Annotated in this window: 30 protein-coding genes and 1 tRNA gene; 8 read left to right on the top strand and 23 right to left on the bottom strand. The window is 64.5% G+C overall.

Going from position 1 to position 23,090, the window contains the following annotated elements; all coding sequences use genetic code 11:
- Positions 1–3 precede the first annotated feature (3 nt).
- Genes QFZ42_RS26830 through QFZ42_RS26820 form a run of 3 tightly spaced genes read left to right on the top strand, consistent with a single transcriptional unit; the run spans position 4 to position 3,229 of the window.
- On the top strand, positions 4–1,197 hold the full coding sequence (locus QFZ42_RS26830; protein WP_307703879.1) for an acyl-CoA dehydrogenase family protein: 1,194 nt from the start codon (positions 4–6) through the stop codon (positions 1,195–1,197).
- A 5-nt stretch (positions 1,198–1,202) separates the two neighbouring features.
- Positions 1,203–2,834: an AMP-binding protein gene (locus QFZ42_RS26825; RefSeq protein WP_307703878.1), complete on the top strand. Its 1,632-nt coding sequence runs from the start codon at positions 1,203–1,205 to the stop codon at positions 2,832–2,834.
- Positions 2,831–3,229 (top strand): RidA family protein, encoded by a 399-nt coding sequence (locus QFZ42_RS26820; RefSeq protein ID WP_307703877.1) that lies wholly within the window; start codon positions 2,831–2,833, stop codon positions 3,227–3,229. The genes QFZ42_RS26825 and QFZ42_RS26820 overlap by 4 nt, the downstream gene beginning before the upstream one ends.
- 106 nt (positions 3,230–3,335) lie before the next feature.
- Here the strand turns inward: QFZ42_RS26820 and QFZ42_RS26815 are convergent.
- From QFZ42_RS26815 to rplN, 18 genes are all read right to left on the bottom strand, one after another.
- Positions 3,336–3,412 (bottom strand) — tRNA-Met (locus tag QFZ42_RS26815).
- An 18-nt stretch (positions 3,413–3,430) separates the two neighbouring features.
- Entirely contained in the window at positions 3,431–3,829 is a 399-nt protein-coding gene (rplQ, locus tag QFZ42_RS26810; protein WP_307703876.1) for a 50S ribosomal protein L17, read from the bottom strand.
- 85 nt (positions 3,830–3,914) lie between these two features.
- Positions 3,915–4,904: a DNA-directed RNA polymerase subunit alpha gene (locus tag QFZ42_RS26805; protein ID WP_093059385.1), complete on the bottom strand. Its 990-nt coding sequence runs from the start codon at positions 4,902–4,904 to the stop codon at positions 3,915–3,917.
- Between the two features lie 128 nt (positions 4,905–5,032).
- Entirely contained in the window at positions 5,033–5,656 is a 624-nt protein-coding gene (gene rpsD / locus QFZ42_RS26800) for a 30S ribosomal protein S4 (RefSeq protein WP_013544104.1), read from the bottom strand.
- A gap of 129 nt (positions 5,657–5,785) precedes the next feature.
- Positions 5,786–6,190 (bottom strand): 30S ribosomal protein S11, encoded by a 405-nt coding sequence (rpsK, locus tag QFZ42_RS26795; RefSeq protein ID WP_009124825.1) that lies wholly within the window; start codon positions 6,188–6,190, stop codon positions 5,786–5,788.
- A 12-nt stretch (positions 6,191–6,202) separates the two neighbouring features.
- The gene (rpsM, locus tag QFZ42_RS26790) at positions 6,203–6,568 is read right to left on the bottom strand and encodes a 30S ribosomal protein S13 (RefSeq protein ID WP_013544105.1); all 366 of its coding nucleotides are present in this window, start codon (positions 6,566–6,568) and stop codon (positions 6,203–6,205) included.
- Between the two features lie 23 nt (positions 6,569–6,591).
- Positions 6,592–6,705 (bottom strand): 50S ribosomal protein L36, encoded by a 114-nt coding sequence (rpmJ, locus tag QFZ42_RS26785; protein WP_013544106.1) that lies wholly within the window; start codon positions 6,703–6,705, stop codon positions 6,592–6,594.
- A gap of 72 nt (positions 6,706–6,777) precedes the next feature.
- On the bottom strand, positions 6,778–8,091 hold the full coding sequence (gene secY / locus QFZ42_RS26780; RefSeq protein WP_307703875.1) for a preprotein translocase subunit SecY: 1,314 nt from the start codon (positions 8,089–8,091) through the stop codon (positions 6,778–6,780).
- 26 nt (positions 8,092–8,117) lie between these two features.
- Positions 8,118–8,549 (bottom strand): 50S ribosomal protein L15, encoded by a 432-nt coding sequence (rplO, locus tag QFZ42_RS26775; RefSeq protein WP_013544108.1) that lies wholly within the window; start codon positions 8,547–8,549, stop codon positions 8,118–8,120.
- An 11-nt stretch (positions 8,550–8,560) separates the two neighbouring features.
- A complete protein-coding gene (gene rpmD / locus QFZ42_RS26770) occupies positions 8,561–8,746 on the bottom strand; it encodes a 50S ribosomal protein L30 (protein ID WP_009124818.1) in 186 nt (61 codons plus the stop codon).
- A gap of 35 nt (positions 8,747–8,781) precedes the next feature.
- Positions 8,782–9,300, bottom strand: a complete 519-nt coding sequence (gene rpsE, locus QFZ42_RS26765; protein ID WP_028258414.1) for a 30S ribosomal protein S5 — start codon at positions 9,298–9,300, stop codon at positions 8,782–8,784.
- An 18-nt stretch (positions 9,301–9,318) separates the two neighbouring features.
- Positions 9,319–9,684, bottom strand: a complete 366-nt coding sequence (rplR, locus tag QFZ42_RS26760) for a 50S ribosomal protein L18 (RefSeq protein WP_307704314.1) — start codon at positions 9,682–9,684, stop codon at positions 9,319–9,321.
- Positions 9,685–9,698: 14 nt separating this feature from the next.
- The gene (gene rplF / locus QFZ42_RS26755) at positions 9,699–10,232 is read right to left on the bottom strand and encodes a 50S ribosomal protein L6 (protein WP_009124809.1); all 534 of its coding nucleotides are present in this window, start codon (positions 10,230–10,232) and stop codon (positions 9,699–9,701) included.
- Positions 10,233–10,256: 24 nt separating this feature from the next.
- A complete protein-coding gene (gene rpsH / locus QFZ42_RS26750) occupies positions 10,257–10,652 on the bottom strand; it encodes a 30S ribosomal protein S8 (protein WP_307703874.1) in 396 nt (131 codons plus the stop codon).
- Positions 10,653–10,672: 20 nt separating this feature from the next.
- Positions 10,673–10,978 carry a 30S ribosomal protein S14 gene (rpsN, locus tag QFZ42_RS26745; protein WP_015867798.1) on the bottom strand — a complete coding sequence of 102 codons (306 nt, stop codon included), beginning with the start codon at positions 10,976–10,978 and terminating at the stop codon, positions 10,673–10,675.
- 8 nt (positions 10,979–10,986) lie between these two features.
- Positions 10,987–11,526 carry a 50S ribosomal protein L5 gene (rplE, locus tag QFZ42_RS26740; RefSeq protein WP_013544114.1) on the bottom strand — a complete coding sequence of 180 codons (540 nt, stop codon included), beginning with the start codon at positions 11,524–11,526 and terminating at the stop codon, positions 10,987–10,989.
- 11 nt (positions 11,527–11,537) lie between these two features.
- Entirely contained in the window at positions 11,538–11,870 is a 333-nt protein-coding gene (rplX, locus tag QFZ42_RS26735; protein WP_307703873.1) for a 50S ribosomal protein L24, read from the bottom strand.
- A 13-nt stretch (positions 11,871–11,883) separates the two neighbouring features.
- Entirely contained in the window at positions 11,884–12,252 is a 369-nt protein-coding gene (gene rplN / locus QFZ42_RS26730; RefSeq protein ID WP_009124801.1) for a 50S ribosomal protein L14, read from the bottom strand.
- Positions 12,253–12,545: 293 nt separating this feature from the next.
- On the opposite strand from rplN, the gene QFZ42_RS26725 reads away from it, so the two are divergent.
- Together QFZ42_RS26725 and proC are read left to right on the top strand one after the other, a co-directional pair.
- On the top strand, positions 12,546–13,664 hold the full coding sequence (locus QFZ42_RS26725; RefSeq protein WP_307704313.1) for an esterase-like activity of phytase family protein: 1,119 nt from the start codon (positions 12,546–12,548) through the stop codon (positions 13,662–13,664).
- A complete protein-coding gene (proC, locus tag QFZ42_RS26720; protein WP_307703872.1) occupies positions 13,661–14,518 on the top strand; it encodes a pyrroline-5-carboxylate reductase in 858 nt (285 codons plus the stop codon). Before QFZ42_RS26725 ends, proC begins: the two co-directional genes overlap by 4 nt.
- Positions 14,519–14,540: 22 nt before the next feature.
- Here proC and ubiA read toward each other — a convergent pair whose 3' ends face one another.
- The 4 genes from ubiA to recG form a co-directional block, all read right to left on the bottom strand.
- Positions 14,541–15,401 (bottom strand): 4-hydroxybenzoate octaprenyltransferase, encoded by an 861-nt coding sequence (ubiA, locus tag QFZ42_RS26715; protein ID WP_307703871.1) that lies wholly within the window; start codon positions 15,399–15,401, stop codon positions 14,541–14,543.
- 61 nt (positions 15,402–15,462) lie between these two features.
- Positions 15,463–16,041 carry a Dps family protein gene (locus QFZ42_RS26710; protein WP_307703870.1) on the bottom strand — a complete coding sequence of 193 codons (579 nt, stop codon included), beginning with the start codon at positions 16,039–16,041 and terminating at the stop codon, positions 15,463–15,465.
- 136 nt (positions 16,042–16,177) lie between these two features.
- Complete coding sequence (locus QFZ42_RS26705) at positions 16,178–17,143, bottom strand: LysR substrate-binding domain-containing protein (RefSeq protein ID WP_307703869.1); 966 nt, start codon at positions 17,141–17,143, stop codon at positions 16,178–16,180.
- 101 nt (positions 17,144–17,244) lie between these two features.
- Positions 17,245–19,437, bottom strand: a complete 2,193-nt coding sequence (gene recG, locus QFZ42_RS26700) for an ATP-dependent DNA helicase RecG (RefSeq protein WP_307703868.1) — start codon at positions 19,435–19,437, stop codon at positions 17,245–17,247.
- Between the two features lie 83 nt (positions 19,438–19,520).
- On the opposite strand from recG, the gene queA reads away from it, so the two are divergent.
- Both queA and tgt read left to right on the top strand, forming a co-directional pair.
- Positions 19,521–20,567 carry a tRNA preQ1(34) S-adenosylmethionine ribosyltransferase-isomerase QueA gene (gene queA / locus QFZ42_RS26695; protein WP_307703867.1) on the top strand — a complete coding sequence of 349 codons (1,047 nt, stop codon included), beginning with the start codon at positions 19,521–19,523 and terminating at the stop codon, positions 20,565–20,567.
- Between the two features lie 11 nt (positions 20,568–20,578).
- Complete coding sequence (tgt, locus tag QFZ42_RS26690; RefSeq protein ID WP_307704312.1) at positions 20,579–21,751, top strand: tRNA guanosine(34) transglycosylase Tgt; 1,173 nt, start codon at positions 20,579–20,581, stop codon at positions 21,749–21,751.
- Positions 21,752–21,775: 24 nt separating this feature from the next.
- On the opposite strand, the gene QFZ42_RS26685 is transcribed toward tgt, so the two are convergent.
- Positions 21,776–22,159, bottom strand: coding sequence for a hypothetical protein (locus QFZ42_RS26685; RefSeq protein ID WP_307703866.1), 384 nt, complete (start codon positions 22,157–22,159; stop codon positions 21,776–21,778).
- Positions 22,160–22,285: 126 nt separating this feature from the next.
- Here QFZ42_RS26685 and QFZ42_RS26680 point away from each other — a divergent pair, with 126 nt between their 5' ends.
- Positions 22,286–23,074 carry an SDR family NAD(P)-dependent oxidoreductase gene (locus tag QFZ42_RS26680; RefSeq protein WP_307703865.1) on the top strand — a complete coding sequence of 263 codons (789 nt, stop codon included), beginning with the start codon at positions 22,286–22,288 and terminating at the stop codon, positions 23,072–23,074.
- Positions 23,075–23,090 lie beyond the last annotated feature (16 nt).

Genomic DNA, 23,090 nt, shown 5'->3' with positions numbered 1-23,090 from the left:
GCCGTGATGACGAAGATTCCCGCACCGCCATCGACGGCGCATCTCGCGCTGCCGTTCTTCGATGAGGCCCATCGCTCGCTAGCGCACGACCTGCTGCCCTGGTGCGCGGCACAAGAGATCGATGAGCACGACGATCGCGCGGCCTGCCGCGAATGGGTGCGCCGCCTCGGCGACGGCGGCTGGCTGCGCTATGCCGTGCCCGGCAGCGCGGGTGGTGCGCTCGATCGTCTCGATTCGCGCGCGCTCGTGCTGCTGCGCGAAACGCTCGGCTATCACTCGCCGCTGGCCGACTTCGCGTTTGCGATGCAGGGACTGGGCAGCGGCGCGATCACGCTCGCGGGCACGCCCGAGCAGCAGTCGCAATACCTCACGGCGGTCGGCAAGGGCGAGAAGATTGCCGCGTTTGCGCTGAGCGAACCCGATGCGGGCTCCGACGTGGCTGCGATGGCCATGCGGGCCGAACCCACGGCCGAGGGCTGGCGCCTGAACGGCGCGAAGACCTGGATCAGCAACGGCGGCATCGCCGACTTCTATTGCGTGTTCGCGAAGACCGATCCTACGGGCGGTACGCGCGGCATCACGGCGTTCATCGTCGATGCGAAGACACCGGGACTCGACACCTCCGAGCACATCGACGTGATGGCGCCGCACCCGCTGGCCACCCTGCGCTTCGAGAACTGCCTCGTGCCGCGCACCGCGCAACTCGGCGAACTCAACGGCGGCTTCAAGCTCGCGATGCGCACGCTCGACATCTTTCGCGCCTCGGTGGCAGCCGCCGCGCTCGGCATGGGACGCCGCGCACTCGCAGAGGCCATTGCCCATGCGAAGGGCCGGCGCATGTTCGGACAGACGCTCGCCGACTTCCAGCTTACCCAGGCCAAGCTGGGCGAGATGGCCGCATTGATCGACAGCGCGGCATTGCTCACCTACCGCGCCGCATGGATGCGCGACGACGCCGAGCAACGTGGCGCAGCCGCAGTGGGCGATGTGTCCGCTGCCGCGGCCATGGCCAAGATGTGCGCGACGGAGAACGCGAGCCGCGTGATCGACATGGCACTGCAGATGCACGGCGGCCTCGGCGTGAAGGTTGGCACGAAGATTGAAAGCCTCTACCGCGACATCCGCTCGCTGCGCATCTACGAAGGCGCGACGGAGGTCCAACAACTGATCATTGGCAAATCCGTTCTGCGGGGATAAATACCGTGTCTGCCCAAGTCGACCGCTTCGTTCACGACCGCCTGCCGCCCGCCGAGCAGTTGCCTGTCTTCCGCTACGACCTTCCGGAACTGCAGCTGCCCGATCAGCTGAACCTGGTCGAAGAGCTTCTGGACAAGGCGCCCGCCAAGGGCTTCGGCGACAAGCCGATGCTGCGCTCTCCCGGCGGCACGCTGACGTATTCGCAGGCGGCCGTCGAGGTCAACCGCATCGCGCAAGTGCTGACCGAAGATCTCGGGCTTGTGCCGGGCAACCGCGTGCTGCTGCGCGGCGGCAACTCGGTGGCCATGGCGTTGGCGTGGCTCGCCGTGGTCAAGGCCGGCTTGATCGCGGTGGCCACCATGCCGCTGCTGCGCGCCAAGGAACTCGGCGACATCATCGAGAAGGCGCGCCCGGTGGCGGCGCTGTGCGATGGCCGGCTGCTCGACGAGCTCGTGCTGGCGCAACGGGAACATCCGGTGCTCGCCACGGTGGTCGCTTTCAACAAGCCCGATGCGCCCGATTCGCTGTCGGCGCGCGCCGCAGGCAAGAACGGTGTGTTCGCCGCGTGCCCCACGGCATCGGACGACATTGCATTGCTCGCATTCACCTCGGGCACCACGGGCAAACCCAAGGCACCGGTCACCACGCACCGCGACGTGCTCGCGATGTGCGAAACCTGGCCGCGCCATGTGCTCCAGGCGCGCACCGACGACATCGTGATCGGCTCGCCGCCGCTGGCCTTCACCTTCGGGCTTGGCGGGCTGCTGGTGTTCCCGATGTGGGCCGGCGCTTCGGTGTACTTTGCCGATGCGCCGTTCACGCCCGAAGGGCTCGTGAAGCTCATCAACGAAGTCGGCGCGACCATCTGCTACACCGCGCCCACCTTCTATCGCCAGATGGCGCCTTTCGTTCGCCAGCACGGCGCTCCGAGCCTGCGCGTCTGCGTGAGCGCCGGCGAGGCGCTGCCCGATGCCACGCGGCAGCTGTGGAAGGAAGCCACCGGCATCGAGATGCTCGACGGCATCGGCGGCACCGAGGTGTTCCATATCTACATTTCCGCCGCGGGCGAGCAGGTGCGCCGCGGCGCCGTCGGCAAGGCGGTGCCCGGCTTCACCGCGAAGGTGGTGGACGACCAAGGCAACGAAGTGCCGCGCGGCACCGTCGGCAAGCTGGCGCTGCAAGGGCCGGTGGGCTGCCGCTATCTCGACGATCCGCGCCAGGCCGACTACGTGAAGAACGGCTGGAACTACCCCGGCGACTCGTTCGTGCAAGACGACGACGGCTACTTCTTCTACCAAGCGCGTGCCGACGACATGATCATCACGGCCGGCTACAACGTGGGCGGGCCCGAGGTGGAAGATGCGCTGCTCAAGCACCCGGCCGTGGCCGAGTGCGGCGTCATCGGTAAGCCTGATGCGGACCGCGGCATGATCGTGAAAGCCTTCTGCGTACTGAAGCCTGGCCACGAAGGCGACGACGCACTCGTCAAGGCGCTGCAGGACCACGTGAAGGCCACCATCGCGCCCTTCAAATACCCGCGGGAGATCGAGTTCGTGGCGGTGCTGCCGCGCACCGAAACCGGCAAGCTCCAGCGATTCAAACTGAGACAACTCGACGATCACACCACCACATCATGATGAACAAACTCTTGCAGCCAGCAGGCTGGCTACCTCCCAAAGGCTACGCGAACGGCGTGGCCGCGCGCGGCACCATGGTGTTCGTCGGCGGACAGATCGGCTGGAACGCGCAGCAGCAGTTCGAGTCGGACGATTTCATCGACCAGTGCGGCCTGGCACTGCGCAACATTGCCGAAGTGCTGCGCGAAGCCGGCGCTGGTCCCGAGCACATGGTGCGGATGACCTGGTACGTGACGGACCGCGACGAATACAGCCGCCGGCTGGCCGAGCTCGGGCCCGTGTACCGCGATGCCATGGGGCGCAATTTTCCGGCCATGACCTGCGTGCAGGTGGCGGCGCTGGTCGAGCACCGCGCGAAAGTGGAGATCGAGGTCACGGCGGTCATTCCGGACTGACGAGAACCGCCGATCCATGAAAAAGCCCTCTTCGCGAGGGCTTTTTTATTTGAATTCTTCGAGCCAAGAAAAAAGGCCCTTTGATTTCTCAAAGGGCCTTTTAAATTGGTTGCGCGAGCAAGATTTGAACTTGCGACCTTTGGGTTATGAGCCCAACGAGCTACCAGGCTGCTCCATCGCGCGGCAAGATGGAATTATACCTTATTCAGCAGCGCCTTGGTCGGCATCTGCTTCTTTAATTTCGGGACGGTCGACCAGTTCGACCAAGGCCATGGGTGCATTGTCGCCAACGCGGAAACCCATCTTCAGGATGCGGGTGTAGCCGCCCGGACGCGCTGCGAAGCGCGGGCCCAGATCGGCGAAGAGCTTGACGACGCTGTCGCGGCTGCGCAGGCGGTCGAAGGCCAGGCGCTTGTTGGCCAGCGTGGGCTTCTTGGCAAGCGTGATCATCGGTTCGATGACGCGGCGCAGTTCCTTGGCCTTGGGGACCGTGGTCTTGATGACTTCGTGCTCGATGAGCGAATTCATCATGTTCTGCAGCATCGCAAGGCGGTGCGAGCTGGTGCGGTTGAGTTTGCGGAGTCCGTGTCCGTGACGCATGGTGCTTTCCTTTACTTTATTAAACAGGCAGCCGTATCAGGTACTGCCCGGGCACGAGCCCTCATGGGCTCAATTCAAAACAAAATCAACGCTTGTCGAGACCGGCCGGTGGCCAGCTTTCGAGCTTCATACCCAAGGTCAGGCCGCGCGAGGCAAGCACTTCCTTGATTTCGTTGAGCGACTTGCGACCCAGGTTCGGGGTCTTGAGCAACTCGTTCTCGGTGCGCTGGATCAGGTCACCGATGTAGTAGATGTTTTCGGCCTTCAGGCAGTTGGCCGAACGCACCGTCAGTTCGAGCTCGTCGACAGGGCGCAGCAGGATCGGATCGAATTGCTGAGCACTGCGCGGTGCCGGTGCATCGAATGCAGCCAGTTCGCCGCCTTCGAGCTGCGCAAACACTGCGAGCTGTTCGACCAGGATTTTAGCCGAAGCGCGCACTGCGTCTTCAGCCGTGATCGCGCCGTTGGTTTCGATTTCGACCAGCAGCTTGTCCAGGTCGGTACGCTGTTCGACACGGGCGCTTTCGACCGTGTAGCTCACGCGCTTGACGGGCGAGAACGATGCATCAAGAACGATGCGGCCAATCGACTTGGTCGGCTCGTCGGCGTAACGGCGCATCGTGCCGGGCACGTAGCCGCGACCCTTTTCAACCTTGATCTGCATGTCGAGCTTGCCGCCTTGCGACAGGTGCGCGATCACGTGGTCGGGGTTGATGATCTCGACGTCGTGCGGGGTCTGGATGTCCGACGCCAGGACCGGGCCTTCGCCGTCCTTGCGCAGGCTCAGCGTGACTTCGTCGCGGTTGTGGAGCTTGAACACCACGCCCTTGAGATTCAGCAGGATGTTGACGACATCTTCCTGCACGCCGTCGATCGACGAGTACTCGTGCAGAACGCCGGCGATCGTGACTTCAGTGGCCGAATAACCGACCATCGACGACAGCAGAACGCGGCGCAGCGCGTTGCCGAGCGTGTGGCCGTAGCCGCGCTCGAAAGGCTCGAGCGTGACCTTGGCCTTGTTGGGCGCAAGTTGCTCGACCTGAATGGTCTTGGGTTTCAGCAGGGTGGTTTGCATGCAGACTTCCTCTCAATACCCCCGGCTCGTTACACCGGTAAGGCTGGTGAAGCACCCATCGGAAGTGCCTCCCGATGGGAACAAAAAAATCAAATTCGGGCCGCGAAGGGCGGCCCGTTATCGTCTGTTTAGCGCGAGTACAGTTCGACGATCAGCGATTCGTTGATGTCGGCTGCGAATTCGTCGCGATCGGGCACCTTCTTGAAGGTACCTTCGGCCTTGTCGGCGTTCACTTCGACCCAGGCCGGGATACCGACTTGTTGGGCGAGCTGGAGCGCTTCGGCAATGCGGGTCTGCTTCTTCGACTTGTCGCGCACGGCGATCACGTCGCCGGTCTTCACCAGGTACGACGGGATGTTGACCGACTGGCCATTCACCGTGATCGCCTTGTGCGACACGAGCTGGCGAGCTTCGGCGCGCGTCGAGCCGAACCCCATGCGGTAAACGACGTTGTCCAGGCGCGATTCGAGGATGAACAGCAGGTTGGCGCCGGTGTTGCCACGGCGACGATCGGCTTCCTCGAAGTAGCGGCGGAATTGCTTCTCGAGCACGCCGTACATGCGCTTGACCTTCTGCTTTTCACGCAGTTGCAGGCCGTAGTCGGACGTACGCTGACCCGAAGTGCGGCCGTGCTGGCCGGGCTTGGAGTCGAACTTGGCCTTGTCCTGGATCGAGCGGCGGGCGCTCTTCAGGAACAGGTCGGTGCCTTCGCGGCGGGAAAGTTTGGCCTTGGGGCCGAGGTAGCGTGCCACGTGGTTTCCTTTGTGTCATCTGCCGCAGTTGCCTGCGGGAGCCATCGGCGGAACGCGGATGGCGGTGGGCTTAGTTAAAAAACAAATGCGCAGCCGCTCAAGAGCCGGCTGCGCCTTGCGGACTGACGGTCAGATGCGGCGACGCTTCTGGGGACGGCAGCCGTTGTGCGGAACGGGCGTCACGTCGGCAATGGAATTGATCCGGATGCCGAGCGCAGCCAGTGCGCGCACCGACGATTCGCGACCGGGGCCGGGGCCCTTGATCTCGACGTCGAGGTTCTTGATGCCTTGTTCGACAGCAGCACGGCCGGCCACTTCGGAAGCGACCTGCGCAGCGAACGGGGTCGACTTGCGCGAGCCCTTGAAGCCCTGGCCACCCGACGAAGCCCACGACAGGGCGTTGCCCTGGCGATCGGTGATCGTGATGATGGTGTTGTTGAACGAGGCATGCACGTGGGCGATACCGTCCGCAACGTTCTTGCGAACCTTCTTGCGAACGCGCTGTGCGGCGTTGTTTGCAGGTGCTTTAGCCATGCTGGTCTATCCTTATTTCTTCAGGGACTGCGCAGCCTTGCGCGGACCCTTGCGGGTGCGGGCATTGGTGCGCGTGCGCTGGCCGCGCATCGGCAGGCCGCGACGGTGACGGAAGCCGCGATAGCAGCCGATGTCCATCAAACGCTTGATGTTCATCGTCGTCTCGCGACGCAGATCGCCTTCGATGGTGAACAAGGCGATCTGGTCGCGGATCTTTTCGAGATCGGCGTCAGTCAGGTCCTTGATCTTCTTCGAATATTCGATGCCGCTCGCTTCGCAGATTTGACGGGCGCGGGTGCGACCGATGCCGAAGATGGCGGTCAGGCCGATTTCAGCGTGCTTGTGCGGCGGAATGTTGATGCCAGCAATACGTGCCATGTGCGTCCTCTAATACTCTTCAATCAACCCTGGCGCTGCTTGTGGCGCGGGTCGGTGCAAATCACACGCACCACACCTTTACGGCGGATGACCTTGCAATTACGGCAGATGGTTTTGACCGAAGCCGAAACTCTCATTTCATTCTCCTAAAACTGTTTAACGTGGCGGTACACCGCCCTACCAAATTCTCAATACTGAAACTCACAGCCCTACGATGTCTTGAAGTTAGCCTTCTTCAGCAGCGATTCGTACTGCTGGGACATCATGTAGTTTTGCACCTGGGCCATGAAGTCCATCGTGACGACCACGATGATCAGCAGGGAGGTACCACCGAAGTAGAACGGTACGTTGTACTTCAGGATCAGGAACTCGGGCAGCAGGCAGACGAAGGTGATGTACACCGCGCCGGCCAACGTCAGGCGAACCAGAATCTTGTCGATATAGCGAGCGGTCTGGTCACCCGGACGAATGCCCGGAATGAATGCACCACTCTTCTTCAGGTTGTCGGCCGTTTCCTTGCTGTTGAACACGAGTGCCGTGTAGAAGAAGCAGAAGAAAACGATCGCGGCAGCGTACAGCAGCACATAGATCGGCTCGCCCGGACGCAGCGCGCCGGCAATGTCCTTGATCCAGCGGAAACCGCCTTCACCGGTGCTGAACCAGCCGACCACCGTTGCCGGCAGCAGGATGATCGACGAAGCGAAGATCGGCGGAATCACACCGGCCATGTTCAGCTTCAAGGGCAGGTGCGACGACTGGCCGCCATAGACCTTGTTGCCGACCTGGCGCCGCGCATAGTTCACGAGGATCTTGCGCTGACCGCGTTCGACGAACACCACGAAGTAGGTGACCAGCACCACGACCGCGATGATGAAGAGCGCAATGATCGGGTTCATCGCACCGGTCGTCACCAGCGAAGCCAGGCCGCCGATGGCGTTGGGCAGACCGGCGGCGATACCTGCAAAGATCAGGATCGAGATGCCGTTGCCCAGGCCGCGTTCGGTGATCTGCTCGCCGAGCCACATCAGGAACATCGAACCCGCCGTCAGGCTCACCATCGCGGTCAGGCGGAAGCCGAAACCGGGGGCGATCACCAGGCCGGCCGACGATTCGAGGGCCACCGCGATGCTGAACGACTGGAACAGTGCCAGGCCGAGCGCGCCATAGCGCGTGTACTGCGTGATCTTGCGGCGGCCAGCCTCGCCTTCCTTCTTCAATTGCTCGAAGGTCGGAATCACGTAGGTCATCAACTGCATGATGATCGACGCCGAGATGTACGGCATGATCCCCAACGCGAACACGGTGAAGCGCGACAGCGCCCCGCCCGAGAACATGTTGAACAGGCTCAGAATGCCGCCCTGCTGGCCCTGGAACAACGCCGCCAGCTGGTCCGGGTTGATGCCCGGCACAGGAATGTGCGCGCCGATCCGATAGACCACGAGCGCGAGCAGCAAAAAGACCAGCCGACGACGGAGGTCGCCGAACTTGCCCGTTTTTGCGATCGTTGCCGCGTTAGTTGCCACGAAGAACTTCTTTCAGTCCAGTGTGATCAGGCGATGCTGCCGCCGGCTGCTTCGATAGCGGCCTTGGCACCAGCGGTTGCGCCCACGCCCGTCAGCTTGACGGCCTTGGTGAGTTCACCGGTCTTGATGATCTTGACGACCTTGGCGAGCTGGCCCACGAGGCCGGCTTGCTTGAGCGCCAGAACATCTACTTCGGCCAGGCCGAGCTGCTCGAGGGCAGTCAGCGTGACTTCGGCGTTGAACTTCAGCAGGTGCGACTTGAAGCCACGCTTCGGCAGGCGACGCTGCAGCGGCATTTGACCGCCTTCGAAGCCGACCTTGTGGAAACCGCCTGCGCGCGACTTCTGGCCCTTGTGACCGCGACCTGCGGTCTTGCCGATACCGGAGCCGATACCGCGGCCGACACGGCGCTTGGCGTGCTTGGCGCCGGCTGCCGGCTTGATGCCATTGAGTTCCATATCAGTCTCTCTTACAGAACTTTGACCAGATAACTGATCTTGTTGATCATGCCGCGCACCGCCGGGGTGTCTTGCAGCTCGCTCACGCTATTGAGCTTGCGCAGGCCGAGGCCACGCACGGTCGCGCGATGCGATTCCTTGGTGCCAATCGGGCTCTTGACCAATTGCACCTTGAGGGTTTGTTGTTGCGTCGTCATTTGAATGCTTCCTTCAGCCTTGCGAGAGCTTGCGCTCAGGCGAAGATTTCTTCGACGGTCAGGCCGCGCTTGGCAGCCACTTCGGACGCGGTCGTCGAGTTCTTCAACCCGTCGAGCGTGGCGCGAACCATGTTGTAGGGGTTCGACGAACCATGGCTCTTGGCCACGATGTCGGTGATGCCCATGACTTCGAACACGGCGCGCATCGGGCCGCCGGCGATGATGCCGGTACCCTTCGGGGCCGGGATCATGACCACCGAGGCAGCGCCCCAATGGCCCGTCACGCGGTGATGCAGCGTGCCGTTCTTGATCGAGATCTTGGCCAGGTTGCGGCGGGCTTCTTCCATCGCCTTTTGCACGGCAGCAGGCACTTCCTTCGACTTGCCCTTGCCCATGCCGACGCGGCCTTCGCCGTCGCCCACGACCGTGAGTGCTGCGAAACCGAGGATACGACCACCCTTCACCACCTTGGTGACGCGGTTGATCGCGATCATCTTCTCGCGCAAACCGTCTTCAGGGCCTTCGTTCTGCGTTCTTGCTTGAATCTTTGCCATTTTGAATCTCGTGTCCGGTTAGAACTGCAGACCGGCTTCGCGAGCCGCCTCGGCCAGCGCCTTGACGCGGCCGTGGTACGCAAAACCTGCGCGGTCGAAGGCGACCTTCTCGACGCCGGCAGCCTTCGCCTTTTCAGCGATGCGCTTGCCGATGGCCGTTGCAGCGGCGGCATTGCCACCCTTGCCCGAGCCGCCGAGAGCCGAGCGCACTTCGGCTTCGGCCGTCGATGCGGTGGCAATCACCTTGGTGCCGTCGTCGGAGATGACGGTGGCATAGATGTGCAGATTGGTGCGGTTCACCGTCAGACGGGCCACGCCCTGCGTCGCGATGCGAATGCGGGTCTGGCGCGAGCGGCGAAGACGCTGTGCTTTTTTGGTCAACATCATTTTGCTGCCCCTTACTTCTTCTTGGTCTCTTTGATCACGATCTTCTCGTCCGAATAACGGATGCCCTTGCCCTTGTACGGCTCAGGCGGACGAACAGCGCGGATCTCAGCGGCGATTTGACCAACGCGCTGACGGTCAGCACCCTTGATCACGATTTCGGTCGGGGTCGCAGTGGCCACCGTGATGCCTTGCGGCATGTCGATGTTGACCGGGTGCGAATAACCGACTTGCAGGTTCAACTTGTTGTTGGACGCTGCGGCCTTGTAGCCGACGCCGACCAGGTTGAGCTTCTTCTCGAAGCCCTTGGTCACGCCCACCACCATGTTGTTCACCAGCTGACGGATCGTGCCGCTCATCGCGTTCGCTTCACGCGACTCGTTGGCGGGTTCGAAATTCAGCTTGCCGTCATTGCTGACGATCTTGACCAGTGCATTGCGTGCGAGGTTGAGCGTGCCGCCCGTACCCTTGACGCTGATCTGGTCTTCCTTGATCGACACATCCACGCCTGCGGGGATGGTGATCGGCATTTTTCCTACTCGGGACATTTCAGTTACTCCTCGATGTCTCGGTTAGGCGACGTAGCACAGCACTTCGCCACCGACACCGGTAGCGCGCGCCTTGCGGTCGGTCATCACGCCCTGGGGGGTCGTGACGATCGCGACGCCGAGGCCGTTCTGGACTTGCGGAATGGAAGCACTGCCCTTGTACACGCGCAGGCCGGGACGGCTCACGCGCTCGATGCGCTCGATGACCGGGCGGCCAGCGTAGTACTTCAGGGTAATGACGAGTTCGGACTTGCCGCCTTCGGTCTTGACCTCGAAACCGTCGATATAGCCCTCGTCCTTCAGGACTTGCGAGATCGCGATCTTCACCTTGGAAGACGGGATCGACACAGTGGGCTTCGCCACCATCTGCGCGTTACGGATACGCGTCAGCAGGTCGGCAATGGGATCACTCATGCTCATGTTGTTTGCTCCTGCCTGGCTTACCAGCTGGCCTTGGTGACACCGGGGATGTCGCCATTGAAAGCCAGTTCGCGGATCTTGGCGCGGGCCAGACCGAATTGACGGAAGGTGCCACGGGGGCGACCGGTGATTTCGCAACGGTTGCGCTGACGCGTGGGGTTCGCGTTGCGCGGGAGCTTTTGCAGGCCCAGGCGGGCAGCAGCGCGCTCTTCGTCGCTCTTCTTCAGGTCGTTGGAAATTGCCTTCAGTTCCGCGTGCTTCGCAGCGTACTTGGCGACCAGCTTGTCGCGCTTGAGTTCGCGTTGGATCAAAGATTGTTTAGCCACGGTTCGCCTCAGTTCTTGAACGGGAAACGGAAACCAGCGAGAAGCGCCTTGGCTTCTTCGTCGGTCTTAGCCGTCGTCGTGATGCTGATGTTGAGACCGCGCAGGGCATCGACCTTGTCGTATTCGATCTCAGGGAAAATGATCTGTTCCTTGACGCCGATGTTGTAGTTGCCACGGCCGTCGAACGCACGGCCGGAGATGCCGCGGAAGTCGCGAACACGCGGCAGCGCGATGGTCACGAAACGGTCCAGGAACTCATACATCTGCACGCCACGCAGCGTGACCATGCAGCCGATGGGCTGGTTTTCGCGGATCTTGAAACCGGCGATGGCCTTCTTCGACTTGGTGACCACGGGCTTCTGGCCGGCAATCTTGGTCAGGTCGGCGACAGCGTTGTCGAGAACCTTCTTGTCGGCGACAGCTTCACCCACGCCCATGTTGAGCGTGATCTTGGTGAGGCGGGGGACCTGCATCGGCGACTTGTAGCCGAACTTTTCCGTCAGGTCTTTCGCGATCTTTTCGCGATAGTGTTGTTGGAGACGTGCCATGTGAGTACCTCTTAGGCGAACTTGATTTCGTCGCCGCTGGACTTGAAGACGCGAACAGCCACGCGCTTGCCGTCAGCACCCTGGGTGATCTTGATGCCCACGCGATCGGCCTTGCCGGTCGCGGCATTGAAGATCGCCACGTTGGATTGGTGAATGGGCATGGTCTTCTCGACGATGCCGCCGGTCGTACCCTTGAGGGGGTTCGGCTTGGCGTGCTTCTTGACGATGTTCACACCGTCGACGACGAGGTGCGAATCGTCCTTGCGCAGCGAGACGACGCCGCGCTTGCCTTTGTCGCGCCCGGCCAACACGATGACCTGGTCGCCTTTGCGAATCTTGTTCATGGCGTTGTTGTCCTTACAGAACTTCGGGGGCCAGCGACACGATCTTCATGAACTTTTCGGTGCGCAGCTCGCGCGTCACCGGTCCGAAGATGCGGGTGCCGATGGGCTCCAGCTTGGCGTTGAGCAACACGGCTGCGTTGCCATCGAATTTAACGAGCGAACCGTCGGCGCGACGGATGCCCTTGGCGGTGCGGACCACCACTGCGCTGTAGATCTCGCCCTTCTTGACGCGACCACGCGGAGCGGCTTCCTTGATGCTGACCTTGATGACGTCGCCCACGCTGGCATAACGCCGCTTGGAGCCACCGAGCACCTTGATACACAGGACGGACTTCGCGCCTGTGTTGTCGGCCACTTCGAGCCGGGATTCAGTTTGGATCATTGCTAATAGTTCCCAACTTGTACCGATGCGCCTCCAGGAGGGAAACGCTGCGGTCAGTCTTGGGCCCGTCGTCCGCACCTCGAACCACTCGAGGCACTTCCGCTTTGGGCTGAAAGCTTCGCCTTTTTGAAGCGAAGCCTGCGATTGTGGCACGAAGGCGAAGGCACGTCAACTGCCTTCTGACTCCGAAATACACTGGAATTAGACTAGGCGGCGTGCGCACCCTTGTTTCAGGCTCCCGGGAGTCCACGCCGCCCGTGCCCCTACGGCGCCGCCAGTTGCTGCTGGCCGGCGTGGGCGCCGCCTTTGCAGGGCTGGGGGCCCTGGCTTTGGGTGGCTGCCAAAGTCCGGCGGTCCCGTCGCCGGGACCAGGACGGCTGCGCCGCTTGGCCGAGGCGCACTGGCCGCACCGGCTGAATATACAGGGCACGACGGCAGGCGGCCTCTCCGGCATCGACTACGACGCCCAAAGAAGCGAGTACTTGCTACTCAGCGACGACCGATCAGATCTGGCTCCGGCGCGTTTCTACGCCGCGCGCTGGCCCTCGCCATGGGCGCAGCCGCCGGAACCCATGGATGTGGTGCAGCTGCAACGCGCCGAAGGTGGCCCGTGGCCCGAGCGGCGCGGCGCAGAACCCGGAACCCCGGTTCCAGACCCCGAATCGCTGCGTCTGCGGCCAGGCACCGGAACCCTGCTCTGGGTGAGCGAAGGCGACGTGGGGCGCGGTTTCGGACCCGCACTCTACGAATCGGCACGCGATGGCCGCTTGCTGCGCGAATTCACCCTGCCGCCCATGTTCAACCCCGATCCGGCGCATCGCCGCGGTCCGCGCGACAACCTGGGCTTCGAGGGCCTGGCGCCGACGCCCGATGGCCGCCACGCCTGGCTCGCGATGGAAAACGCGTTGCTTCAGGACGGCCCGGTTCCCACCATGGGCGAGGTGGGCGGCCCCTGCCGGCTGACCCGGGTCGATCTGGAGACCGGCCGGGCCACGCGCCAGATTGCCTATGTTCCCGATGCGATTCCGCTGCGGCCGTTGATTCCCGGCAGCCATGCCGACAACGGGATCAGCGAGATCCTGATGCTCGACACCGACCGCATGCTGGTGCTCGAGCGCGCTTATGCGACCGGCGCCGGAAACTCGCTGCGCCTTTATGAAATCGATACCCGTGACGCCACCGATGTGCTGAATATCGACATGCTCGCCGCAAGCAACCATCGTCCCGCCCAGAAGACGCTGGTCGCCGACTTCGCCTCCCTCGGCCTTTCGCGCCTCGACAACACCGAAGGCATGTGCTGGGGGCCGACGCTGCCCGGCGGCCAGCGCCTGCTGGTGGTCGTGAGCGACGACAATTTCAACCCGCTGCAGACAACCCAGTTCGCGGCATTCGAATACACCGACCGACCATGACCATCGCAGTCACCTTCCTGCCCCGCACCGCGCCGGCGCCGCTCCCTCCGATCGCCTTCATCGGCGGCGGCAACATGGCCAGCGCCATCATCGGCGGCCTCATCAAGCAGGGCACGCCTGCCGACACTTTCGAGGTGGTCGAGCCCTTCGAGGAAGCCCGCAAGAAGCTGGCACAGTCTTTCGGCATCACGGCGCATGCGGAGGCCGGCGAAGCCCTTTCCCGCTGCGCGGTGGTGGTGTGGGCCGTCAAGCCGCAGACTTTCGCGGAGGCTGCCCGCCCGGTGCGGGCGCTGGCCGAAAACGCATTGCACCTGAGCGTTGCGGCAGGCATTCCCTCGACCAGCATTGCCCGCTGGCTGGGCAGCGACCGCGTGGTGCGCGCCATGCCCAACACGCCGGCGCTGGTCGGCCAGGGCATGACAGGCCTCTACGCGCGAGCCGCGGCCGATGCCGCCGACCGCGCACTGGTCGGACAGCTGCTGGCGCCGACCGGCGAACTGCTCTGGGTCGACGACGAAGCCGCGCTCGACGCGGTCACGGCCATGTCCGGCTCGGGCCCCGCCTATGTGTTCTATTTCATCGAGGCGATGACCGAAGCCGGCGTCGAGATGGGCCTGTCGCCCGACCAGGCCCTGCGGCTGGCGATCGGTACCTTTACCGGCGCCTCGGCGCTGGCGCACAGTGCCACCGAGCCGCCCTCGGTGCTGCGCGAACGCGTGACGTCGAAGGGCGGAACGACGTATGCGGCCCTCACATCGCTCGAAGGCGCCGACGTGAAGGCGAAGTTCAAGACCGCCATTCGCGCCGCGCAGCAACGCGCCGCCGAGTTGGGCGAGGAGTTCGGCAAGGCCTGAGCGGCATCGCCGGCCGCATCCGTTATCTCAGCGCGTACCCGGCCGCGACGCCGGCGAACACGGCAAAACCCAGCCAGTGGTTCAGCCGAAAGGCCTTGAAGCAGCCGTCGCGGCCGCGGCCGCGAATCAGCCGCCAATGCCAGACCGCCTGCGCCACGGCGACGCCGATGGCCGCAAAAAATGAGATGCCCAGCCCTCGGCTGGCGCCGGCCCAGGTCCAGACGGCCAGAAACACACCGTAGCTCGCCATCACCACCGCCACGTCGAAGCGGCCAAAGGTAATGGCCGAGGTCTTCATGCCGATCTTGAGATCGTCGTCGCGGTCGACCATCGCGTATTCGGTGTCGTAGGCCAGCACCCAGAACAGGTTGCCGGCCAGCAGCCAGCCGGCGAATGCCGGCACCTCGGATTGCACCGCGGCAAACGCCATCGGAATGCCGAAGCTGAAGGCAATGCCGAGCACCGCCTGCGGAACCGACACGAAGCGCTTGGCGAATGGATAGATCAGCGTGATGGCCAGCGCCGCGAATGAGCACAGGATAGTCAACCGATTGGTCGTGAGCACCAGCCCGAAAGCCAGCAGCGCCAGCACCGCGCCCAGCACCAGCGCCTCCTTCACCGACACCGCGCCGCTGGTCACCGGCCTCTGCGCGGTTCGTTTCACGTGGCGGTCGAAGTCGCGGTCGGCCACGTCGTTGACACAGCAGCCCGCGCTGCGCATCAGGATGGTGCCCAGCATGAACACGGTCAGCAGATGCCAGCCCGGCCAGCCCTCGGCGGCAAACCAGAGCGCGCCCAGTGTGGGCCAGAGCAGCAGTAGCCAGCCCGCGGGGCGGTTCCAGCGAATCAGGTCGAGATAGAGCGCAAAACGGCGGGCGAGCATGCGGCGGGCAAAAAAAGAGCGGCCATTGTGCCGCTCCCGGGTTCCGGATCCGCGCGTTCGTTCAGTCTTCGAGCAGCGAACGCAGCATCCAGGCGGTCTGGTCGTGCACCGTGCAGCGCGCGGTCAGCATGTCGGCCGTCGGGTCGTCCCCGGCTTCCTCGGCCACCGGGATGAATTCGCGCGCAATGCGCGACACGGTTTCGTGGCCCTTCACCAGGATGCGAACCATCTCCATCGCCTTCGGCGGGGTTGGGGGCACATCCGGCACGGTGGCGATCTTGCTGAACTCGGCGTAAGAGCCAGGGGCATAGTGGCCCAACGCGCGAATGCGCTCGGCAATGACGTCGGTCGAGCCCCACAGCTCGGTGTACTGCGTCATGAACATCGCATGCAGTGAATTGAAGTGCGGCCCCGTCACGTTCCAGTGAAAGTTGTGGGTCGTGAGGTAGAGCGTGTACGTGTCGGCCAACACGCGGCTCAGGCCTTCTGCGATGGCCGCGCGATCCTGGCGCTCGATGCCGATGTTGATGATCGGCGCATTGCGGCTGCCGGACTCGTGCGCCACCTTGGTTTCGCCCTTCTTGGGCACCTTGCCCGACGAAGAGGACGATGCCGACGTTTTCTTCGAAGCTTTTGCCATGGCGAGAAACTCTTTCTTCAAGTCTGAGGGATAGCGCGATTCTGAAAGCCGCCGGGCGGCTTCGCAACAGCGTCACTCTATCTCAGCGATGAACGAATTCGAATGGCCGCCACGTAGGCCGAATTCGCAAATTTCTCTATGACAGCCGCTTGACGCCCGGCAGCTCGCACGCATAGATCGCGTTGCGCAATGCGGCGATCGCCTCGTAGCGCGTGAAGGTGCGGCGCCAGGCCAGCACCACGCGCCGCGTGGGCGGGTCGCGGTCGTGCGCATCACGCACCGGCAGGTAGCGCACCATCTGCTCGGGCTCCTTGCGTCCCTTCACCTTGGGCTTGAGCGCTTCGGCTGGCACCGACAGGCGCGGCACCAGCGTCACACCCATGCCCGAAGCCACCATGTGCTTGATGGTCTCGAGCGACGAGCCCTCGAAGCTCTTGCGGATGCCTTCGGCATTGCTCGAGAAGCGCGCGAACTCGGGGCACACCTCGAGCACATGGTCGCGAAAGCAGTGGCCGGTGCCGAGCAGCAGCATGGTTTCGTTCTGCAGTTCGTCGGAAGTGATCGATTCGCGATCGGCGAACTTGTGCTTCGCCGGCAAGGCCGCCATGAAAGGCTCGTCGTACAGCGGTGCCACCGCAAGGCCCGTATCGGGAAACGGCTCGGCCATGACCGCGCAATCGATCTCGCCGGCGCGCAGCATCTCGAGCAGCTTGGCGGTGAAGTTCTCTTGAAGCACCAGCGGCATCTGCGGCGTGCGTGCAATCACCTGGCGCACGAGGTCGGGCAGCAGGTACGGCCCGATGGTGTAGATCACGCCCAGGTTCAGCGGGCCCGCCAACGGGTCCTTTCCGCGCTTGGCAATTTCCTTGATGCTGGCGGCTTGGTCGAGCACGCTTTGCGCCTGCTGCACGATCTGCTCGCCCAGCGGCGTGACCGTGACTTCGCCCGCGCTGCGCTCGAAGAGCTTGACCTCGAGTTCGTCCTCGAGCTTCTTGATGGCCACCGAAAGGGTCGGTTGGGAGACGTAGCAGGCCTCGGCCGCCTTGCCGAAGTGCCGTTCGCGGGCTACTGCGACGATGTATTTGAGTTCTGTGAGAGTCATAGCTTGCGTCAATTATGCGCAAGGGTTCGTGGCCCGGTATTGTCTGGGGTCGCCTTTCGCGCACCTGTGCCCCATCGGGGCCGCCGGAGCAGCAAACCGGTCTACGCCTTCAGGTACTCGGCCTTGGTGCCCAGCCACCGGTCGATGTGGCGCTGGGCCAGCTCGGGGTGCTTCTCGAGCATGACGGGCGCCAGTTCGCGCGCCCAGTCGAGCAGCATCACATCGGTGCTCAGGTCGGCAAAGCGCAGCAGCGGCGCACCCGATTGGCGCGCCCCCAGGAATTCGCCCGGCCCGCGGATCTCGAGGTCACGCCGGGCTATTTCGAAGCCGTCGCCGGTTTCGGCCATCGCCTTGAGCCGCGCGCGCGCGGCCTCGCCGACCCGGCCGCTGTCGCCCGGCGCATAGAGCAGCACGCAGGCCGAGGCCGCGGCGCCGCGGCCCACCCGGCCGCGCAGCTGGTGCAATTGCGAGAGGCCGAAGCGCTCGGCATGCTCGATCACCATCAGCGAGGCGTTCGGCACGTCCACGCCCACCTCGATCACCGTGGTGCTCACCAAGACCTGGATTTCGTTCGCGGTGAAGGCCGCCATCACGGCCTGCTTCTCGGCCGTCGGCATGCGCGAATGCAGCAGGCCGACGCGGATGGCATCGCCGAGCGTTTCGGCCAGTTCGTCGCGCGTCTCGGTGGCATTGCGCAGGTCGACGGCCTCGCTTTCCTCGATCAGCGGACACACCCAGTAGACCTGCCGGCCCGCGGCGATCTGTGCCTGGATGCGGTCGATCACCTCGTCGCGCCGGTGGTCGGCCACCAGCTTGGTGACGATGGGCGTGCGGCCCGGCGGCAACTCGTCGAGCGTGGAGACGTCGAGGTCGGCGTAGTAGCTCATCGCCAGCGTGCGCGGGATCGGCGTCGCGCTCATCATCAGCAAATGCGGCTCCAATCCGGCGCCGGGCCGCCCCAACCCGGATTGCCCCCCCTCGGGGGGGTGAGGCGAAGCCTCAGGAGGGCTGAAAGTACCGCCGCCGGCCTTGCCGCGCAGCGCGAGCCGCTGCGCCACGCCGAAGCGGTGCTGCTCGTCGATGATCGCGAGCGCGAGGTTCTTGAAACGCACCTTCTCGGAGATGACGGCATGCGTGCCGATGACCAGGGCCGCCTCGCCGCTCTCGACCGCGGCCGACATCGCGTCGCGCTCCTTCTTCTTCTGGCTGCCCGTGAGCCAGGCCACGCGCAGGCCGCGTTCGGCCAGCAGCGGATCGAGCCAGCCGACCAGCTTCCCGAAATGCTGGGCCGCGAGGATTTCGGTCGGCGCCATCAACGCGCATTGAAAGCCCGCGTCGATGCAACGCGCCGCCGCAAGCGCCGCCACCACGGTCTTGCCCGAGCCCACGTCGCCCTGCAACAGCCGGTGCATCGGAATCTCGCGGCCCAGGTCGCGCGTGATTTCCTCGCCCACGCGCTGCTGCGCACCGGTCAGGCCGAAGGGCAGCACCGCGAGCAATTGCGCGTGCAGCGAAGTCGGCTCCGGCTCGATCGAAGAAGGCAGCGCCGGTGCGCGCTGCGCCGCGCGTTCGAGCCGCGCCTGCAGCTGCGAAAGCTGCTGCGCCAGCAGTTCCTCGGCCTTGATGCGCTGCCAGGCCGGATGGCTGTGGTCTTCGAGCGTCGCCATCGCCACGTCGGGCGTGGGATAGTGCAAAAAGGTCAGCGAACTGCGCAGGTCCCAAGCGCCGCGCAGGCCGATCTGCACCGGAATCGTCTCGTCGAGCACCGCGCGCGCCAGGCCCGATCGCACTTCGCGCCGCAGCACCGGCTGTGCGAGGCCGGCCACGGTCGAGTACACGGGCGTGAGCGCCTCCGGCAGCGAGGTGCCCGCGGCCTTGACCGTGGGATGCATGATCTGCCGCCCCACGAAGCCGCCGCGCACCTCGCCTCGCACGCGGACCCTTGCACCGACCGCGAGCTGCTTCTGCTGCGACGGATAGAAGTTGAAGAAGCGCAGCTGGCAGGTGTCGCTGCCGTCGTCGATGGTCGCAATCAATTGGCGGCGCGGGCGGTACACCACCTCGCATTCAGTGACCACGCCCTCGACCTGCGCCATGTCGCCGTCGCGCGTGTCGGCGAGCTTCACGATGCGGGTCTCGTCCTCGTAGCGCATCGGGAGGTAGAGCGCAAAGTCGATATCGCGCACGAGCCCGAGCTTGCGCAAGGCGCGCTGCACGAGGCTCGGGCCCGCGCCCGGCGCAGCGGGAACGGCTGCGGTCTTTTCGGGCGGTGCGGACGGGGACTTGGCGGGCATGGGACAATTCTGCCCGGCTCCGGCCTCGTCTTTTTTTCTTTCCCATGCCTCCTTGGCACGGGCCCGTCCGGCCCTCAAGCACCATGCGCGCCTTCACGCTCTCCGATTTCGATTTCGACTTGCCACCCGAACTGGTGGCGCAGCACCCAGCCGCCGAACGCACCTCGTCCCGCCTGCTCGACGGAACAGGAGACGCACCGGTCGACCGCATCTTCAAGAGCCTGCCCTCGCTGCTGAGCGCAGGCGACCTCCTGGTCTTCAACGACACGCGCGTGGTCAAGGCGCGCCTGTTCGGCGAGAAGCCGACCGGCGGCAAGCTCGAACTGCTGGTCGAGCGCGTGTTGCAGGGCCACGAGGTGGTCGCGCACATGAAGGTCAGCAAGAAGCCGCCGGTCGGCACCACGCTGCAGATGGTGGGCGGCTTCCGCGCCACGTTGCTGGGCCGCTGGCCCGAGGAAGACGGCGCGCTGTTCCGCTTCGGCTTCGAGAGCGACTCCGGCGAAGACCCCTACGCGCTGATGGCCCGCTGCGGCCATGTGCCGCTGCCGCCCTACATCACGCACACCGACTCGGCCGACGACGAGAGCCGCTACCAGACCGTGTTCGCGCGCGTGCCCGGCGCGGTGGCCGCTCCCACGGCCGCGCTGCATTTCGACGAAGGCCTGCTGGCCGAGCTCGAAGCACGCGGCGTGCAGCGCGCCAACGTCACGCTGCACGTGGGCGCCGGCACCTTCCAGCCGGTGAAGACCGAGAACATCGCCGAGCACACGATGCACGCCGAGCGCTATGAAGTGCCCGAGACCACGCAGCGCGCCATTGCCGACTGCAAGGCGCGCGGCGGCCGGATCGTCGCGGTCGGCACGACCACCGTGCGCACGCTCGAATCGTGGGCCAAGAGCGGCGAGGCCACAGGCGACACGCGCATCTTCATCACGCCGGGTTTCGCGTTCGAGCATGTCGAGCTGCTGGTCACCAACTTCCATCTGCCGAAGAGCACGCTGATGATGCTGGTCTCGGCCTTTGCGGGCTACGAGCGCGTGATGGCGCTGTATGCCCACGCCATTGCCCATCGCTACCGCTTCTTCAGCTACGGTGACGCCATGCTGCTGGCACGACAACAACACGATTGAAGACGACGACCATGCTGAACTTCGAACTCCTGAAAGTCGACCCCGACAGCCACGCGCGCCGCGGCACGCTCACGCTCAACCACGGCGTCGTGCAAACGCCGATCTTCATGCCCGTGGGCACCTACGGCACCGTCAAGGGCGTGATGCCGCGCAGCCTCGAGGAGATGGGCGCGCAGATCATCCTGGGCAACACCTTCCACCTGTGGATGCGCCCCGGCCTCGACGTGATGGCCAGCTTCGGCGGGCTGCACCACTTCGAGAAGTGGAACAAGCCCATCCTCACCGACTCGGGCGGCTTCCAGGTGTGGTCGCTGGGCGCGATGCGCAAGATCAGCGAAGAGGGCGTCAAGTTCGCATCGCCCGTCAACGGCGACAAGCTGTTCCTCACGCCCGAGGTCTCGATGCAGATCCAGACCATCCTGAACAGCGACATCGTGATGCAGTTCGACGAGTGCACGCCCTACGACACCAAGGGCCACATCACGACCGAGGCCGAGGCGCGCATCTCGATGGAACTGAGCCTGCGCTGGGCCAAGCGCTGCCAGCACGAATTCGCGCGGCTAGAGAACCCGAACGCGCTGTTCGGCATCGTGCAGGGCGGCATGTTCGAGAACCTGCGCGAAGAGTCGCTCGCCGCGCTGGTCGACATGGACTTTCCCGGCTACGCCATCGGCGGCGTGAGCGTGGGCGAGCCCAAGGAAGAGATGCTGCACATCATGGGCCACACGCCGCACCGGCTGCCGGCCGAAAAGCCGCGCTACCTGATGGGCGTGGGCACGCCCGAAGACCTGGTGCAGGGCGTGGCCGACGGCGTTGACATGTTCGACTGCGTGATGCCCACGCGCAATGCGCGCAACGGCACGCTGTTCACCCGCTTCGGCGACCTGAAGATGCGCAACGCGCGCCACAAGAGCGACCCTCAGCCCATCGATCCGAGCTGCACCTGCCATGCGTGCGCGGGCATGTCGGGTGTGAGCTGGAACGACGGTGGGCGCGAAGGCTTCAGCCGCGCCTACCTGCATCACCTCGATCGCTGCGCCGAGATGCTCGGCCCGATGCTCGCCACCATCCACAACCTGCACTACTACCTGAACCTGATGCGCGAAATTCGCGAAGCCCTCGAGGCGGACAGCTTCACGGCTTTCAGGGCACGCTTCAAGGCCGACCGCGCGCGCGGCGTGTAGTGGCGCCTGGTCCGGCAGCGCCGTTTATTTCGCGGCCGCTGGCGCCTTGATGGCGAGCGGCGTGGTGTACGGCTCGATGCGCAGCAGTTCGTTCTTGAAGACCGCCACCTGCCGCAGCGGAGCCTGTACCAGCGCGCCGCCCGCGTCCTTCTGCGAGGCGTATTGCCAGAGCGTGAGCTGGCCCTTGGCCACCAGCAACTCGGCCAGGCGCTGCACGCCGGGCCCCTGGCCCGCGCCGAGTTGCGCCGCCTCGATTCCGACGACGATCTCGTCTTTGGGCGAGATCAGCTTGAAGAGCTGAACGGGCGCCTGCGCTTGCGCGCGGGCAGGCCGCACGATGGCCGCCAGGGGAAGAAGCACGAGGGCGGCCAGGCCGGCCGATGCGCGGCGTCGGTAAGAAATGTTCATGGGCGAGAAGCCTACCCACCGAGGCGTCCGTTGCCCACATGCCGGAAGCCATACGCCGGGTACACCGTAGGTATGCAGGAGTAAACCGGGTTCGCTTCGAGATATACATCCGCTACGCTCAACGCCATGACCACCGCTTCTTCTACACCCCCTGCCGCATACACCGCCCGCTATCCCTCGCTGGCCGGCCGCACCGTGTTCATCTCGGGCGGCGCCACCGGCATCGGCGAGGCGCTGGTGCGGGCATTCCACGCCCAAGGCGCGAAGGTCGGCTTCTGCGATCTCGACGCCGCCGCCGGCCGTACACTCGCGGCCCAGCTCCAGGGCGGCAACCCGGCGCTGTTCTGCGAATGCGACGTGACCGACACCGCGGCGCTCACCGCCGCGATTGCCGCGGTGCGCGCGCAATTCGGCCCGATCGGTGTGCTGCTGAACAACGCCGCCAACGACCGCCGCCATGAAATGGCGGAGGTGACCAGCGAAGATTTCGATCGCCTGGTGGCCGTCAACTTCAAGCATCAGTTCTTCGCCGCGCAGGCCGTGGCCGACGACATGCGCGCGCTGGGCGGCGGATCGATCATCAACTTCGGCTCGATCAGCTGGATGATCAAGGGCCGGGGCTATCCCGTCTACCAGGCCTGCAAGGCCGCCGCGCGCGGCCTCACGCGTTCACTGGCGCGCGACCTGGGCAAGGAGAACATCCGCGTCAATTCGATCGTGCCGGGCTGGGTCATGACCGAGCGGCAGATCAAGCTGTGGGTCAAGCCCGAGTCCGGCGCGGAGATCGATGCGGCGCAGTGCCTGCCGGGGCGCGTGATGGCCGAGGACATCGCCGCCATGGCGCTTTTCCTGGCCGCCGACGACTCGAGGATGTGTTCCGCACAAGATTTCGTGGTCGACGCAGGCTGGACCTGAAGCCCTGTCGCTGACG

Origin of the sequence: Variovorax paradoxus, from assembly GCF_030815855.1 — a bacterium.
GTDB classification, from domain to species: Bacteria; Pseudomonadota; Gammaproteobacteria; order Burkholderiales; family Burkholderiaceae_C; genus Variovorax; species Variovorax paradoxus_M.
The sequence above is the reverse complement of the archived record's forward strand: the minus strand, read 5'-3'. Positions and strand labels throughout refer to the sequence as shown.